This window comes from Caballeronia arationis (assembly GCF_001544975.2).
GTDB lineage: Bacteria > Pseudomonadota > Gammaproteobacteria > Burkholderiales > Burkholderiaceae > Caballeronia > Caballeronia arationis.
Window position 1 is genome coordinate 130,301 of sequence record NZ_FCOG02000006.1, and the last position, 13,868, is coordinate 144,168.

At 63.9% G+C, this 13,868-nt stretch carries 17 protein-coding genes and 1 pseudogene; 6 read left to right on the forward strand and 12 right to left on the reverse strand.

Annotation, left to right across the window (positions count from 1 at the left end):
* Nucleotide 1 precedes the first annotated feature (1 nt).
* The 10 genes from AWB81_RS05645 to AWB81_RS05690 form a co-directional block, all read right to left on the reverse strand.
* Nucleotides 2-568 (reverse strand): methylamine utilization protein, encoded by a 567-nt coding sequence (locus AWB81_RS05645; RefSeq protein ID WP_087134814.1) that lies wholly within the window; start codon nucleotides 566-568, stop codon nucleotides 2-4.
* A 146-nt stretch (nucleotides 569-714) separates the two neighbouring features.
* Complete coding sequence (locus AWB81_RS05650; RefSeq protein WP_062633074.1) at nucleotides 715-1,149, reverse strand: group I truncated hemoglobin; 435 nt, start codon at nucleotides 1,147-1,149, stop codon at nucleotides 715-717.
* Between the two features lie 2 nt (nucleotides 1,150-1,151).
* Nucleotides 1,152-1,988 carry a DUF3034 family protein gene (locus AWB81_RS05655; protein ID WP_235025725.1) on the reverse strand — a complete coding sequence of 279 codons (837 nt, stop codon included), beginning with the start codon at nucleotides 1,986-1,988 and terminating at the stop codon, nucleotides 1,152-1,154.
* A 349-nt stretch (nucleotides 1,989-2,337) separates the two neighbouring features.
* Nucleotides 2,338-3,612, reverse strand: a complete 1,275-nt coding sequence (locus AWB81_RS05660; RefSeq protein WP_062633076.1) for an MSMEG_0569 family flavin-dependent oxidoreductase — start codon at nucleotides 3,610-3,612, stop codon at nucleotides 2,338-2,340.
* Nucleotides 3,613-3,644: 32 nt separating this feature from the next.
* Entirely contained in the window at nucleotides 3,645-3,929 is a 285-nt protein-coding gene (locus AWB81_RS05665; RefSeq protein WP_062633077.1) for an MSMEG_0570 family nitrogen starvation response protein, read from the reverse strand.
* An 11-nt stretch (nucleotides 3,930-3,940) separates the two neighbouring features.
* Nucleotides 3,941-4,921 carry a sll0787 family AIR synthase-like protein gene (locus AWB81_RS05670; RefSeq protein ID WP_062633078.1) on the reverse strand — a complete coding sequence of 327 codons (981 nt, stop codon included), beginning with the start codon at nucleotides 4,919-4,921 and terminating at the stop codon, nucleotides 3,941-3,943.
* Nucleotides 4,918-5,478, reverse strand: coding sequence for an MSMEG_0567/Sll0786 family nitrogen starvation N-acetyltransferase (locus tag AWB81_RS05675; RefSeq protein ID WP_062633079.1), 561 nt, complete (start codon nucleotides 5,476-5,478; stop codon nucleotides 4,918-4,920). The genes AWB81_RS05670 and AWB81_RS05675 overlap by 4 nt, the downstream gene beginning before the upstream one ends.
* 2 nt (nucleotides 5,479-5,480) lie before the next feature.
* Entirely contained in the window at nucleotides 5,481-6,581 is a 1,101-nt protein-coding gene (locus tag AWB81_RS05680) for an MSMEG_0568 family radical SAM protein (RefSeq protein ID WP_087134816.1), read from the reverse strand.
* On the reverse strand, nucleotides 6,550-7,557 hold the full coding sequence (locus tag AWB81_RS05685) for a Nit6803 family nitrilase (RefSeq protein ID WP_062633082.1): 1,008 nt from the start codon (nucleotides 7,555-7,557) through the stop codon (nucleotides 6,550-6,552). The genes AWB81_RS05680 and AWB81_RS05685 overlap by 32 nt, the downstream gene beginning before the upstream one ends.
* Nucleotides 7,558-7,583: 26 nt before the next feature.
* Nucleotides 7,584-8,066 (reverse strand): MSMEG_0572/Sll0783 family nitrogen starvation response protein, encoded by a 483-nt coding sequence (locus tag AWB81_RS05690; protein ID WP_062633084.1) that lies wholly within the window; start codon nucleotides 8,064-8,066, stop codon nucleotides 7,584-7,586.
* A gap of 132 nt (nucleotides 8,067-8,198) precedes the next feature.
* On the opposite strand from AWB81_RS05690, the gene AWB81_RS44555 reads away from it, so the two are divergent.
* From AWB81_RS44555 to AWB81_RS05710, 5 genes and pseudogenes are all read left to right on the forward strand, one after another.
* A complete protein-coding gene (locus AWB81_RS44555; RefSeq protein ID WP_143753575.1) occupies nucleotides 8,199-8,513 on the forward strand; it encodes a hypothetical protein in 315 nt (104 codons plus the stop codon).
* Nucleotides 8,485-9,876, forward strand: coding sequence for an aminotransferase-like domain-containing protein (locus AWB81_RS05695; protein WP_062633087.1), 1,392 nt, complete (start codon nucleotides 8,485-8,487; stop codon nucleotides 9,874-9,876). The genes AWB81_RS44555 and AWB81_RS05695 overlap by 29 nt, the downstream gene beginning before the upstream one ends.
* 31 nt (nucleotides 9,877-9,907) lie before the next feature.
* Complete coding sequence (locus AWB81_RS05700) at nucleotides 9,908-10,699, forward strand: CDP-diacylglycerol diphosphatase (protein ID WP_235025722.1); 792 nt, start codon at nucleotides 9,908-9,910, stop codon at nucleotides 10,697-10,699.
* 116 nt (nucleotides 10,700-10,815) lie between these two features.
* Nucleotides 10,816-11,079: pseudogene (locus tag AWB81_RS05705) on the forward strand (BrnT family toxin); the annotation flags it as partial.
* Nucleotides 11,069-11,344 carry a BrnA antitoxin family protein gene (locus AWB81_RS05710; protein WP_062633089.1) on the forward strand — a complete coding sequence of 92 codons (276 nt, stop codon included), beginning with the start codon at nucleotides 11,069-11,071 and terminating at the stop codon, nucleotides 11,342-11,344. The pseudogene AWB81_RS05705 and the gene AWB81_RS05710, both read left to right, overlap by 11 nt.
* Before the next feature lie 79 nt (nucleotides 11,345-11,423).
* Here AWB81_RS05710 and AWB81_RS05715 read toward each other — a convergent pair whose 3' ends face one another.
* Both AWB81_RS05715 and AWB81_RS05720 read right to left on the reverse strand, forming a co-directional pair.
* Complete coding sequence (locus AWB81_RS05715) at nucleotides 11,424-12,710, reverse strand: aspartate carbamoyltransferase (RefSeq protein WP_062633091.1); 1,287 nt, start codon at nucleotides 12,708-12,710, stop codon at nucleotides 11,424-11,426.
* A gap of 40 nt (nucleotides 12,711-12,750) precedes the next feature.
* Nucleotides 12,751-13,170 (reverse strand): secondary thiamine-phosphate synthase enzyme YjbQ, encoded by a 420-nt coding sequence (locus tag AWB81_RS05720; protein WP_062633093.1) that lies wholly within the window; start codon nucleotides 13,168-13,170, stop codon nucleotides 12,751-12,753.
* Between the two features lie 127 nt (nucleotides 13,171-13,297).
* Here AWB81_RS05720 and AWB81_RS05725 point away from each other — a divergent pair, with 127 nt between their 5' ends.
* Nucleotides 13,298-13,768, forward strand: coding sequence for a hypothetical protein (locus tag AWB81_RS05725; RefSeq protein WP_062633095.1), 471 nt, complete (start codon nucleotides 13,298-13,300; stop codon nucleotides 13,766-13,768).
* Nucleotides 13,769-13,868 lie beyond the last annotated feature (100 nt).

Consider the following 13,868-nt stretch of genomic DNA (forward strand, 5'->3'; position numbering starts at 1 on the left):
CCTAGTCGGCCTTCGGCTCGGGCTTCAACTGCAACGTAAATTTGGCCGCGTCACCGGCACCCGCGCCGAGCTTCTGCGTGGGCTGCGCGTTCGGATCGCTCATGCGGTGGTGCCATGCGATGACGCGGTAGGCGTCGGCGGGAAGGTTGTCGATGGTGGCCTGGCCGCTCGCATCGGTCCTGGCGAACCATGGCGTATCCACGATCAGCAGATACGCGATCATCGAGTCGTGGATGTTGCAGCCCATTACCACGAGACCGGACTTGTCAAAGACGACCGGGCTCGCGGGGATGCCGTGATACAGGTTCAGCTCGAAGCGCTTCGCGGGCGAGAACGAGTAGACGTCGTGCTCGATGTTGTCCTTGTTGGGGAACGTGACCGCGGCGCCCGTCTGCGCCACGGACACGAGCGGCACGAAGCGGCGCTTCACCTGATCGATGACCGCGCCTGCGGGCTTCGTCGCCGGTATCTTGCCGTTGACGGGCATTGCATAGACGATGGCGTCGGGCACGGCGGCGCCCGCCTGGTCGACGACCTGCACGCGAACGCTCGCGGCATGCGCGCTCATCGCGGCCAGTCCTGCTGCGCAGCACCCTAGGGCTGCCAATAACCGTGTGCTGAATCGCATCTGAATGTTTTCGTTGATTGCTGTGCGCGAAAGAGACGCGCGCTTACGGTGATAACGGCACGCCGGGTGCAAACTTGAGGCGCTTGTTATTCGCGATCCTGGACGTCGCGATACATCGGTGCGAGCTTCGCGAGCAGCTTGTTCTGCGCATGAAAAGGCACGCCGTTCTTGTCCATCGCATCCTGCAGGTCTTCGACGAGCGCATTGAACGCGGCACGATCGATGTTCTGCCCCTCGTGAGTGCGCTTCATCGTGCGGCCCGTGTATTCGCAAGGGCCGCCGAGCAGCACGCAGAATTGCTCGACGAGCTTCTGCTTGATGCGCTTGATCGGTGCGTCTTCGAAGTAAGGCTGCGTGCGCGGATCGGCGAGAAGCTTGTCGTAGAGATCGTCGGTAATCTTGACGAGGCCTGGCTTTTCGCCGAACTCGCGATAGAGCGAATCGTCGGCGCGAGCGTTGACGCTTGCGAGCGCCGCGAGCGCGATGAACGCCGTGGCGGCGAAACGGAAGACGAGCGTCATGATCAGAACCCTGCCTGTAAGGAGAGATATACGCCGCGCTGGTTCTTGATCGTCGCGATGTCGCCCAGTGCGACGTAGGCGGCGGTCAGCGCAACATGCTTGGTCGGCGCCCATGCGACGAACGCGTCGTAGGCGTTCTGCTCGCGGGCGAAGCTCAGGTTGTCCGGCTTGGTGCGGTACTCGGCGCCGATCACGATGCTTCTCGACAGCATGTAAGCCACGGACGACTCGAACTCGGCGTGGTAGTTGTTCGACTTGTCGCCGCCGAATCCGAGAAGGCCGAACTGGTTGGCCTTGGTGAAGCGCAGCGTGCCGTTCAGAAGCAGGCTTTGCGCGAGCAAAAGCTTCGTCGCGGAGAGGTAGAAATCGGTGCCGGAGTTGCTGGCCGCGCCCACCGCCCTGAGGACGTCGCCTTGCTCGTTGTGCTTGAACTGGATGCCGGCTGCGACCTGCGGGAGCCACGTGTCCTGATCGAGCACGGCATCGCCGAAGAGCCGGACCTTCACGCCGAAGATGTTCTGGTTGAACTTGTAGTTCGAACCGAGGCCGAGTTGCGCGCCGACATCGCGGGTATCGAAGACTTGTCGCGCCAGCGAAAACTCGACGCGGTTCGCGACCCCGACCATCACGCCATAGGTCGATAGCGCGTAGTCCTGGGTTCTCACATACGTGCCGTGTCCGTTGCCGCCCAGCTGGCCGGCCGTGCCATAGCCACCGATCACGGCCCAGGGTGTGAGGCCGCCGCCCGCGGCGCCTTCGACTTCGGAGACGCCGCCAGTCAGGAGAAGCTTGCCGCCGGTCGCGGGGACGTCGGCGTGGGTTGCGTTGGAGATCGACATCAGCGCAGCGACGGCGATGCTCAACCGTCGGGTTTTTGTTCTTGCTTGCATTGCGATTGGTGGGTCTGGCGAGACTGAAGGATTGACCGCGGTCCGGGGCGGACGAGCGTGCCTTTCTTTTCGTATACGGCAGGATGCGGGCGGGACTTGAGGCGAGGATGGTGAATGTCCAGGACGGAAGGCATGGACAAAGACAGGCGGATCGTTGCCGCATCCTATTGAGAGCCCTGCACGAAACTCAAAGCGCAGGGATTTCGGTTTTCGTAAGCTGCTTTTTTTGGCTGAAATCAATCCTGCGTTCGATACGGCCGAAATCGGCCGTATCGAACGCACGCGGGGCACCCCCGATTCAAGCCGTCAACGCATCCACCGAAACCGCGCGCGCTTCGCGCGTCGCGCGGACGGATTGCACGACATGCTCCGCATCGCGCGCTATCCCCGAGAACCGTCCCGAGCCCCAGGTATGGAGCCAGGGCAAGCCAACGAAATACAGCCCGGCAAACGGCGTGACCCCGCGATGGTGTGCCGGATAGCCGCGGCCGTTGAACACGGGCGCATCGAGCCAGCTGAAGTCCGGCGTAAAGCCGATGCACCAGACGATCGACCCGATGCCGCTTGCGGCGAGATCGAGCGTCGTGCGCTCCTGCTGCGGCGGACGCCATGGCGCTTCATACACGCCGCCCGAAGGCGCATCGATGCCGTTCTTCCCGATGTACGCATCAATGCCCGCGTTGATGCGGTTATAGACGCCATCGGCGCTATCGAGGTTCTTCGCGAGGTTCGGCGCAAAGCGCATCGCACCGTCCTGCAGGTCGTCGAGGCGTCCGTACAACTCCATGCCCTCGGCCGCGAATCGGCGCAGATCGATGTCGCGTCCGCCGTCGCGGCCGGTGACATAGTGATTCGTGTTGTCGCGCACGCCCTCGCGCAGCGGGTGCTGATCGACGGGCATGTCGTAGTACTTCATGTCGGCGAGCCAGTCGACCACGTCCCGACCGCGATAGAAGCGCGCGCAACGCGGCGCTTCGCCCACCGCGAGAATGACCTTGCGCCCCGCAAGATGCAGGTCCTCCGCGATCTGCGCGCCCGATTGTCCCGACCCGACGACGAGCACCGCGCCTTCAGGCATCGCCTCCGGATTGCGGTATTCCGACGACTGCATCTGCACGATCGAGGCAGGCAGGCGCTCGGCCATGCGCGGCACGATCGGCGTGTGATAACCACCGGACGCCACCACGACCTGATCCGCCGTGAACTTGCCCCGCGAAGTCGTGACGGCAAAGCCGCCGCCGTCCGCGGGCGTCACGCGCTGCACCTGCGCATGGTCGAGAACGGGCGCATCGACCATCGCGATGAAGCCGTCGAGATACGTGATGATTTGATCTTTCTTCATGAAGCCATGCGGATCGTCGCCGCGATAGGGATAGCCCGGCAGCGCGCATTGCCAGTTCGGCGTGACGAGGCAGAACGCATCCCAGCGTTGCGTGCGCCACGTATGCGTGACCGTGTTCTTTTCCAGCACGAGATGATCGATGCCCGCTTCCTTCAGGAAGTAGCTGACGGACAATCCGGCCTGCCCGCCGCCCACGACGATCACGCTGTAATGGTTCGATGTCTGCGACATGATGCATCCTTGCCTTGAAGTTGAATGGCGCGTCAGTTGAATTCGATGACCGTGACCCGCGCATGCGGATCGCTCGCGAAGCGCTCGGCTTCCTGTTCGATGCGTGCGAGCTGGTCCATCGCCGACGAACATGCGAAGCCGTACTTCTCCCTCACGCGTTCCGACGCGATGCCGAGCGCTTCACGCGAGCGCGCGACGAAGTCGTCGAGCGGATAGTCGGCGCCCGGCGTGAAGAACTCACCGACGATGCGCGAGGGCGAATAGCAGTTCGCCTCAGTGCTGTCCGGCCAGCGAATGCGAAAGTGCATGACGGGCATCGTGTTTACCTCTATGTGTGATTCGGGTTCTTGATGAAGGCCTGCCGGTCGAAATCCCAAAGCACGGCGGAATCGCCGCCGCGCTGCAGCATCACCTGTTTCGACGCATTCACGTGGCCGATCGCGGCGCACGCCAGGTCGCGTTCCGTGAAGAGACGCGCGACCTCATCGACGTTCTCTTGCGCAACGGACAGGACGAACCCGAAGCTTGGAAACGCGCTCAGCCAGCGCAGTTCGGGCACACCGGGGGGCATCGGAATGCGGTCGAGGTCGATCGTCGCGCCAGCCTCCGAACATTCCAGCAACATCATTGCGGTGCCGAGCGCGCCCGCCATGCTGATGTCCTTCGCCGCACGGCACAGCCCGCTCTCCGCGATCGAGGGCAGCAGTTCAAGATCGCCGCGCAGGCGCATCGGCGGTGCATCGACGGATGCGTTCCAGAACGGGTACGGGTCCCTGAACGCGCCGCGCATGTCGACGGCCATCATCAGCGTATCGCCGGGCTTTGCATCGAAGCTCGAAAGCAGCTTCTTCGCGCGGCCGAGAATCGCGACGGCGAGTTGCGCCTGATCGCTGCGTGCATTGCTATGACCGCCGACGATCGGCACGCCATAAGCCGCCGATGCCGCTGCCATGCCCGCGAGCACGTCCTCAGCCATGCCGATGCCGTCGCTCCACATCGCATCGACGACGGCAAGCGGCCGGCCGCCCATCGCGTACACATCGCTTACATTGACCAGCACGCTGCTGTAGCCCGCGAACCACGGCATGTCGCGCACGAAGTCGCTGACCATGCCTTCGATTGCGAAGAGCAGATAGCCGTCCTGGTCCGCGATGGCCGCGCAGTCGTCGCCGATGGCCACTGCCTGCGCAAGGTCGCGCGCGCCGTGCGGAAGATGGCGCGCGAGCGTCGACACCACATCGGCGATGTCGGTCTTGTGCAGGAAGCCGCGCGTCTCGCGAAGCGCCGCTGCGAGTGACGCGACGCTCATGCGGCACTCCGCATCGGCGACGCCTTGGTGACGAAGCCGCTATGCGGCGTCGTGCAAGGCGGATAGAAGCCGAGGTCCGCCTGCATCAGATGATGAGGCCGCCCGTGCAGCGATTCTTCCTTGAGCGTGGTCCAGTTGAGCGCGTGAAAGAGCGGCGCGTTCTGGCTCTGGACATGCGCGAGGAACGTCTTGCAGCCGAGCGCGTGGGCGCTCGTGACCGCAAGACGAATCAGCGTTGCACCGAGCTTGCCGTGCCGCCGGAACGCGGCATGGACCGCGAGCCGCGAGCCGAACCAGAGCCCCGGTTCATCCTCGTGGATGCGCACGGTCCCGACCACTTGTTCAGGCATCCCCGCGATGCAACTGAGCGCGACGAGCAACTGCGCGCGCTCGTCGATCTCGTCGCGGTCGTCGCCCATGAAGATGCCTTGCTCGATGCAGAACACGGCGCGGCGCAGCTTGTGGGCTTCACTGGCTTCCCAGGGCAGCGTCGTCCATTTGACGATGTATTCGGCGGGCGCGTAGAGCGCTGCGAGGTCTTCGGTATCGGCGAGCATGGTCAGTCCTCGTAGGATGAAAGCGACGAGCAGGCGCCGCATTTTCCGCAGCCGGCCTTGATGTCGCCGGAACGCATGCCGCCTTCAGAGACCATCGCGCCGAGCGGCTTCAGCACCGACTTCATGAACTCGGGCGAGGGCGCCGGATGATCTTCGAGCGGCGTGCCGCTGATCGGCACAAACGGCACGACGAACGGATACACGCCGATCCGGACCAGCTCGCGCGAGATCGAGAGAATCGCTTCGGCCGTATCGCCGAGTCCCGCGAGAATGTAAGTGCTGACCTGTCCTCGACCGAACACCTTCACGGCTGCGCGGAACGCCTGCATGTAGCGTTCGATCGGCACGCTCGCCTTGCCCGGCATGATCTGCGCGCGAAGCTCCGGCGTGACCACTTCGAGATGCATGCCGAGCGTATCGATGCCGCTCGCCTTCATGCGTTCGAACCAGTGGTCGTCGTCGGGCGGCTCGCATTGCGCCTGAATCGGAAGATCGACGGCGGCCTTGATCGCGAACGCGCTCTCGCACAGGATCTGCGCGCCGCGATCGCTCGTCGGCGGCGTGCCGGTCGTGAGCACCATGTGCTTCACGCCGTCGAGCAGGACCGCCGCACGCGCGACTTCCGCCAGTTGCTCGGGCGTCTTGCGCGCGATCGTACGGCCTGCCGCGAGCGATTGCCCGATCGCGCAGAATTTGCACGTTTTGCGACGGCTCTCGTAGCGGATGCAGGTTTGCAGCACCGTCGTCGCGAGCACGTCGGAGCCGTGCAGCATCGCGATGTGCGAGTAGGGCACGCCGTCGAAGGTCTGTAGCTTGTAGAAGCGCGGCGTCTTCGGAAAGCTGATGCTCGCGATCGGAATCGTGCCGCGCAGCAGTGCGCTTTCGCCCTTGTCGTCCGGCGGACCCGCAACGAACGGCGAGTGCCATGCCGTGTTGGTATGCACGGGCACCATGATCGTCACGCCGTCGATGGTCACGGCCTTGTGATCCGACGGTCCCGCACCGCCGCGGCGGCTCGCGACGCTCGCGCCCGCGGCGGGATCGACGAGACGCAGCCCCGTCGACTGCAATTCAGTCATCAATTGCCGGCTCGCGGCCGACATGCTCGCGTTGGCGTTCAAGATTCAGGCTCCCGTCGGGAAAGGCGGTCATCGGAGAAGATGTGGTGGCCGGGCGGTCGTTGATCGCGAGGCTCAGCAATTCGGGCCGCGCGTAGTGGCCGACCGAGTCCATCATGCGTTTGCGCTTGGTGATCAGCGACATGTCCAGGTCGGCGATCACCATGCCTTCGCCCTCGCGCAAAGGCGGCGCGAGGTGCTGTCCTTCGGGCGACACGATCGCCGTGTTGCAGCCGCCGCGCAGCGCCTTCTGCAGGGCGGGATCGTTCGTCACGGATTCGATCTGCTGCTCGGTGAGCCAGCCGGTCGCGTTGACGACGAAGCAGCCCGATTCCAGTGCGTGATGCCGGATCGTCACTTCGATCTGCTCGGCGAAGATCGGCCCGACGAGCGAGCCGGGGAACTGGCTGCAGTGGATCTCTTCGTGCTGTGTCATGAGTGCGTAGCGTGCGAGCGGGTTGTAGTGCTCCCAGCACGCGAGCGCGCCGACCTTCGCGATACGCGTATCCGCCACCTTCAGGCCGGCCGCGTCGCCCTGGCCCCAGATCATGCGTTCATGAAACGTCGGCGTGATCTTGCGGCGCTTGAGGAGCAGCTCACCATCGGCATCGAAGATGAGCTGCGTGTTGTAGAGGCTGCCGTGATCGCGCTCGTTCACGCCCAGCACGACGACCATGCCGTGCCGCCGCGCGCGCTCGGCTACTGCGTGCGTGACCGGTCCGGGCACGACGACCGCCTGCTCGTAGAGCCGCATGTGATCCGCGCCCGATGCGACCGGCGGCCGCACGAACGAGAAGTACGGGTAATACGGCACGAAGGTCTCAGGGAACACGATGAGCTGCACGCCCTCGCGCGCGGCATCGTCGATGGCTGCGCACACCTTCTCGAGCGTGCCGCCGGGCCGCTCGAAGTCCGGCGCGATCTGCACCGCGGCGGCGCGGACGATTCGTTTGTCGGCCATGGTCGTTTCCTGTCGCGATGAAGCGCTCACACGGTCCACGTATGGATGACGAGCGCGTTGTCCTTGCGATGCAAGAGCTGGATGTCGAGCACGTCGAGCGGGCTGATCGGCTTGATGCCTTCGATCAGCGATGCCTCGCCGTGTCCATAGAGCGCCTGCAGCGCGAAGCGGCACGCGTAGACCTTGCCGCCTTCCTCCATGAACTTCGTCAGCTGCTTGTTGAAGTTGAGATGGCCGGGGAATGCTTCGTCGCCGAGGGTCGGGAAGCCGCGTTGCAGGCCGAGCGTTACGCCCGGGCCATACAGCAGCACGGACGTGTCGAAGCCCTTGCGTTGCAGACGCGTAGCCTGAAGCATGTTGACGAAGCCGATCGAGCCTTCGAACGCCACCGTATGGAATGTGACGAGCGCCTTCTCGCCGGGTTCAGCCTTCACGTCCTCGAAGACTTTTTCTTCGTAATCGACCAGATAATCGCCTTTCTGATGCATCGGTCTATTGACGGCTGGCATTTGTAAATCTCCAATGAATTACGCTGATTTAATCGAATGCGCCTTTAATGTTTTTTGGCGCAAACCGGTGAGTGACGCAGTGCCGTTAATGCAACCGCCATGCCATTGGCGATTAATTAAAATGCGATCAACATGCAATCATTTCGGATTCGAGTGGATCGCCGGTTCGAAAAAAATTTACATGGACGCGAAATCGGCGCTGCCCGGCGAGCCCCGTCCAGCGGAGCGTCGCACCAAGGTGGCGATGCCTTTAAGGTGCGAACGCTCGTGCGTGGTGCGGTGCGCGCGATTTTCGTGCATTACGGCTTTCGTCTGCTTCAGGGATGCAATCAGCAGATGCGATCACTTTTTATTTTTCGTGCTATTGTTTTTCTCACGCATTTTTATTTTGCCGCTCGTTTGAGTGGAACGGAAAATCATGGCGAGCGTCACGCATCACTGGATTAAAAAGCTGGCTGAAAGCCGCAAGCCGGCTTATTTGCTGATTCCCGAATTGATCGAAGACGATCTGGCGAACGGGCGGCTCAGGCCGCGCGATCGATTACCGGGCTTGCGCGATCTCGCCGAGGAGTTGCAACTCAATTACACGACGGTCGCGCGCGCGTACGCGGAAGCGCGCAAACGCGGTCTGCTCGATTCGCATGCGGGCAGCGGCACGTTCGTGAGAGGACGCACGGCCACGTTGCCGCTCGCGGGCGGCAGCAGCGTCGAGATGACGATGAACATGCCGCCCGAGCCCGCCGAATTCGCCGCGCGTCTGCGCGAGTCGTCGGCGCGGCTGATGGCGTCGAGCGATCCCTATCGGCTTTTGCGCTATCAGGACTTCGGCGGCAGCAGCGAGGACCGCGCGGCGGCCTCGCTCTGGCTCAAGCGCCGCTTTGCCGCCTGCGAAGAGGACAAGGTGCTCGTCTGCCCGGGCATCCACGGGGCGCTTGTCGCGCTGGTATCGCAACTGGCGCGGCCGGGCGGCACGATCTGTCTCGACACGCTCGCGTATCCCGGCATCAAGGCGATCGCCGCGCAACTCGGCGTGCGCCTGCAGGCACTCGCACGCGACGACGAAGGCCCGCTCGCGCACGCCTTCGAGGCGCTGTGCCGCGCGGAAAAGCCGAGTGCGTTCTATATCAACCCGACGATCCAGAATCCGAGCACGCTGACGCTTTCGACCAAGTGTCGCGAGGCGCTCGCCGATGTCGCGCTGCGCTATAGCGTGCCGATCATCGAGGACGACGCCTACGGCATGCTGCCCGAAGAAGCGCCCGCCGCGTTCGCTACGCTCGCGCCGGACCTCACGTACTACGTGACGGGTCTCTCCAAGACCTTCGGCGCAGGCTTGCGGGTCGCGTATATCCGGGCGCCGAACGCGCGGCGCGCGCAGCATCTGGCGGGCGCGCTGCGCGCGACCACCGTGATGGCCAGCCCTTTCACCGTGCTGCTCGCGACGCAATGGGTGCTCGACGGCACCGCATCCGACATGCTCGCGGCAATTCGCGCGGAGTCGAATGCGCGGCAGGCGATGGCGTCGCGCGTGCTTGCGGGCTGGCACTTCGACGCGGACCGCGACGGCTTCCATCTCTGGCTGCCGCTCGCGCGCGACTCGGACTGGCAGGCGTCCGAACTCGCGATGCAACTGCGCACGCGCGGCATCGGCGCGGTGTCGGCGGCGGCGTTCGCGACCGATGGCAATCCGCCGGAAGCGGTGCGCGTGTGTCTGGGCGGCCCGAAAAGCCTCGATGAATGCGAGGACGCGCTGCGCATGATCGCCGATACGCTCGAACATCCGCATCATTTGCATTCGCCGGTGATGTGATCTGCAAAGGCCGTCACAAAACGCGGCTACGATGCAAGTCGCCATGATCAATCGACCGACTTCGCTCGCCGCGCTCTTCGTCTCCATTGCGCTCGCCTGCGCCGCGCCCTGCGCGCGCGCTCATAATCCCAACGCGCTCTGGGAGATCGTCCACGATTCCTGCGTTCCGGCGGCCGAAGGCGCCGACGTCGCGCGGAAATGCATCGACGTGAATCTCGCGGGCGGGTACGCGGTGCTGAAGGATATCGTCGGCGTCGCGCAATATCTGCTGATTCCGACCGCGCGCATCGGCGGCATCGAAAGCTCCGATCTGCTCGTGCCCGGAACGCCCAACTACTTTCGGGCGGCGTGGGAGGCGCGACGCTACGTCGAAGAGGCGCTGCATCGCGACATGCGGCGCGACACGCTCTCGCTTGCGATCAACTCGGCGTACGGGCGCACGCAGAATCAGCTGCACATCCATATCGACTGCCTCGCGCCGGATGTCGTCACGGCGCTGCGCGAATATGGGCCGCGCGTCGGCAGCGACTGGTCGCCGTTTCCGGTTCTGCTGCGCGGTCATGCGTATCGCATCCGCCGCATCGACGACGCTGGTCTCGTTCACACCGATCCGTTCAAGCTGCTTGCGCCGGACGTCGCGCGAGAAGGCCAGGTGATGGCCGAGCAGACGCTGCTGCTCGCGGGTACCACCTTGCGCGACGGCACGCCGGCGTTCTACCTGCTCAACGATCACGTCAAGCCGGGCGACTGGGCTTCGTCGGAGGAGTTGCAGGATCACACGTGCGCGGTGGCGAAAGAGCAGGATCGCAGCGACAGAAAGTGACAACGGGCGGCGAGGTCGATCGGCAAGAGAGTGTCCGGTCTGCGGCCGGCATGCGGCGCCGTGACGCTCCCCAAGACCGCTTGCGAAACCACTTTTCTGTAACTACAATAATGCACATCGAAATCATCTTCGATCCTGCGAAGGACGAAGCGAACCGGAGGCGCCACGGAGTGTCGCTCGAAATCGCGCGCGAAATCGACTGGTTGGGCGTCATGTCGTACGCCGACGATCGCCGCGACTATGGCGAAGTGCGTGAGATCGGTTATGCGCCGATCGGCGAGCGACTATATTGCGTCATATTTACACAGCGAAATGCTGCAATGCGCGTCATCAGCCTGCGCAAAGCCAACTACAGGGAGCTTGACCGGTATGTCCAGCAAATTGAAGCTTATGAGGCATTCACCCGAAGAAGAAGCCGAGATCCAGCGGGGGATCGACGCGGACCCGGACACGTTCGTCCCTTCCGACGAGCAGTTCGCGAAGATGAGACCTCTGGGCCGGCCACGTCTTGAGTCGCCGAAAGTGCAGTTGACGGTGCGCTACGACGCCGACATCGTCGAGGCGTTCAAGGCGACGGGCGAAGGCTGGCAGACGCGCATGAACGACGCGCTGCGCGAGTGGCTGAAGACGCATCGGGCTGCGTGAACACCCCTGCCGTTGATCCTTCCACGAAAGCCGCTGAGCGAGAAGCCAGCGGCTTTCTTACATCTCCATTTTTCGCGCCCTAGTCGATGCCGTGAAACACCGCATCGTCCGGACCGACATAGGCGGGCGAGCGCCACGCGGCGTCGCGCATCGAATGCTGCACCTGATGCTCCACGCCGAGGAGCATCGCAAAGATCGCCATGCGCACCGGAATGCCGTTGTCGGTCTGGCGAAAGATCGCAAGCCGCGCATCGTGGTTCAGGTCCGTGCTCAGATCGTTGGCGCCCGGGCGGCCGTCGCGCGGCAGCGGGTGCATGATGAGCGTGTCGGGGCCGCACACCGCGTTCACCAGCGCCTGGTTGATCTGGAAGTCCGGCGTATAGCCCTCGATTGACTCGTCCGCGAAACGCTCCTTCTGGATGCGCGTCGCGTAGACCACGTCGGCGCCTTTCAGCCCGGCGCGCAGGTCGGCCGTCTGCTCGATCGCGTGATCGCCGCGAGCGATCTGCTCGACGATGTAGTCGGGCATTTCCAGCGAACGCGGCGACACCAGCGTAAATTTCAATCCCCGATAGAGCGCGAGCAGCTTCGCGAGCGAATGCACGGTGCGGCCGTACTTGAGATCGCCGACCATCGCGATATGCGCGCCGTCGACGATCTTCCCGATGCGCGAGAACTCGCGCTGGATCGTGTAGAGATCGAGCAGCGCCTGGCTCGGATGCTCGCCGGGGCCGTCACCGGCGTTGATCACGGGAATGTTGGTCGCGCGCGCGAATTCCGCCACCGAACCCTGCTCGGGATGCCGCACGACGAGCGCATCGGCGTAGCCGCTGATCACGCGGCTCGTGTCGTAGATCGATTCGCCCTTCGCCATCGACGAAAACGTGAAGCCGGTCGTGTCGCACACCGAGCCGCCGAGCCGGCAGAACGCCGCGCCGAAGCTCACGCGGGTGCGCGTGCTGGCTTCGAAGAACAGGTTCGCGAGCACCGCGCCTTCGAGCACGCGCGTGATTTTCTGGCGGCGCGCGATGGGCTGCATGACGTCGGCGACGCGAAAGAGCGCCTCCACGGAATCGCGCGAAAACTGGTCGACGGAAAGCAGATGCGCGCGGCCTTCGAATGCGATCGACGGATATACGCTTTGCGTATATTCCCCGCCGTTACCGCTCGGTGCGCGTTCGAGAATTTCCGTGACATAGCGGCCGGCGATCTCCGGCATCGCACGCGATTCGGGCGAACCGTCGGGCAACAGCCACGTGTCGAGCGCCCGCCGGGTCACGCCGATACGGCTTGCGAACGCGTCGCGGGTCATGTTGAGGCGGCGCATTGCATCGCGCAGGACGGTTTGCTGCTGAACGGCTGCCATGCTTCGCTCCGGGAATAATGTACGCGGAGCGTATAGTAGGTCACTCGCCGATCAGATGCAAGACAATTTCCCGCCGGTGCGCCGCGCGCCGGTGTTCGAACAGATAAATGCCTTGCCAAGTGCCGAGCAACATGCGCCCGGCTTCCACCGGAACCGACAGTTGCACGGTCGTGAGCGCGGTGCGCAGGTGCGCGGGCATGTCGTCGGGGCCTTCGGCGTCGTGCACGTAGCGATCCGGCGACTCGGGCGCGATCGTCTCGAAGAATCGTTCGAGGTCGGTGCGCACATCGGGATCGGCGTTCTCCTGAATCAGCAGCGACGCCGACGTGTGCCGGCAGAACACCGTCAGAAGCCCGGTTCGGATGTCCTGGCGATCGATCCAGGTATCGATCTCGGCGGTGAATTCGTGCAGGCCGCGCGTGCGCGTCGCGACCGTCAGATGATGCAGTGCCTGTTTCATGTCGGTATCTCCCGCTCAAGCGCGGTCATCGGGCCGGTGCTTCAAGTGTATCGGCTGCAAAGCGTTTGGACAGGGCGCGGCTCGCGACTATGCTTGGGCTGTCTTTCGGGTTTTCCGGTCTGCCACCATGTCCTTCGCAAGACGCGTGTTCCTGTCGTTCCTATGGCTGCCCGCCGTGCTCGCGCTCGCCGACGAACCGCGCACCAACCGCGGCGACGATCCTTTCATGCACATTTCGTCGGCGATCGCCGGGTGCCCGACGCCGCCCGGGCCCTTCGAAACGCTGCAGGAATGGAACGACGAAGCGCACTACCGCATCGAGCGCGGCAACAGCTGCTGGATCGCCGGGCGCTGCCGGCTGTCGAACAGCTATCTCTACGACAAGGAAATCGCCGAGAGCGTGACACGGCGCCTCGCCTCGCTGAACGCATCGATCCCGTGGCGCGAGAAAACCAGCCTGTGGCTCACGCTGCAGCGCAGGTTCATCTACGTTGACGGCTGCGTCGCGCGCGATTTCGACCGTGCGCGCTTCTTGTCCGGACTCGGCGAAACGGCGGACGTCGACAAGGTGATCGACCGGACCGTCGTGCGGCCGTGAGCGTGACGGTTTCGGGCAAGCGTGCGAATTTGGCCTAAGCTTGAGGTGAGACCCGCATTGTTGGACAGCAAACGCGAGGAACCGGGGCAACGGGCTCACG

Excerpts from the sequence above, each read along its gene's own strand:
- AWB81_RS05655 (WP_235025725.1), bottom strand. The coding sequence starts at position 1,988 with ATGTCGATCTCCAACGCAACCCACGCCGACGTCCCCGCGACCGGCGGC.
- AWB81_RS05685 (WP_062633082.1), bottom strand. The coding sequence starts at position 7,557 with ATGGCCGACAAACGAATCGTCCGCGCCGCCGCGGTGCAGATCGCGCCG.
- AWB81_RS05680 (WP_087134816.1), bottom strand. The coding sequence starts at position 6,581 with ATGTCGGCCGCGAGCCGGCAATTGATGACTGAATTGCAGTCGACGGGG.
- AWB81_RS05665 (WP_062633077.1), bottom strand. The coding sequence starts at position 3,929 with ATGCCCGTCATGCACTTTCGCATTCGCTGGCCGGACAGCACTGAGGCG.
- AWB81_RS05670 (WP_062633078.1), bottom strand. The coding sequence starts at position 4,921 with ATGAGCGTCGCGTCACTCGCAGCGGCGCTTCGCGAGACGCGCGGCTTC.
- AWB81_RS05690 (WP_062633084.1), bottom strand. The coding sequence starts at position 8,066 with ATGCCAGCCGTCAATAGACCGATGCATCAGAAAGGCGATTATCTGGTC.
- AWB81_RS05650 (WP_062633074.1), bottom strand. The coding sequence starts at position 1,149 with ATGACGCTCGTCTTCCGTTTCGCCGCCACGGCGTTCATCGCGCTCGCG.
- AWB81_RS05715 (WP_062633091.1), bottom strand. The coding sequence starts at position 12,710 with ATGGCAGCCGTTCAGCAGCAAACCGTCCTGCGCGATGCAATGCGCCGC.
- AWB81_RS05675 (WP_062633079.1), bottom strand. The coding sequence starts at position 5,478 with ATGCTCGCCGATACCGAAGACCTCGCAGCGCTCTACGCGCCCGCCGAA.
- AWB81_RS05660 (WP_062633076.1), bottom strand. The coding sequence starts at position 3,612 with ATGTCGCAGACATCGAACCATTACAGCGTGATCGTCGTGGGCGGCGGG.
- AWB81_RS05645 (WP_087134814.1), bottom strand. The coding sequence starts at position 568 with ATGAGCGCGCATGCCGCGAGCGTTCGCGTGCAGGTCGTCGACCAGGCG.
- AWB81_RS44555 (WP_143753575.1), top strand. The coding sequence starts at position 8,199 with ATGCAATCATTTCGGATTCGAGTGGATCGCCGGTTCGAAAAAAATTTA.
- AWB81_RS05725 (WP_062633095.1), top strand. The coding sequence starts at position 13,298 with ATGTCCTTCGCAAGACGCGTGTTCCTGTCGTTCCTATGGCTGCCCGCC.
- AWB81_RS05710 (WP_062633089.1), top strand. The coding sequence starts at position 11,069 with ATGTCCAGCAAATTGAAGCTTATGAGGCATTCACCCGAAGAAGAAGCC.
- AWB81_RS05720 (WP_062633093.1), bottom strand. The coding sequence starts at position 13,170 with ATGAAACAGGCACTGCATCATCTGACGGTCGCGACGCGCACGCGCGGC.
- AWB81_RS05700 (WP_235025722.1), top strand. The coding sequence starts at position 9,908 with ATGCAAGTCGCCATGATCAATCGACCGACTTCGCTCGCCGCGCTCTTC.
- AWB81_RS05695 (WP_062633087.1), top strand. The coding sequence starts at position 8,485 with ATGGCGAGCGTCACGCATCACTGGATTAAAAAGCTGGCTGAAAGCCGC.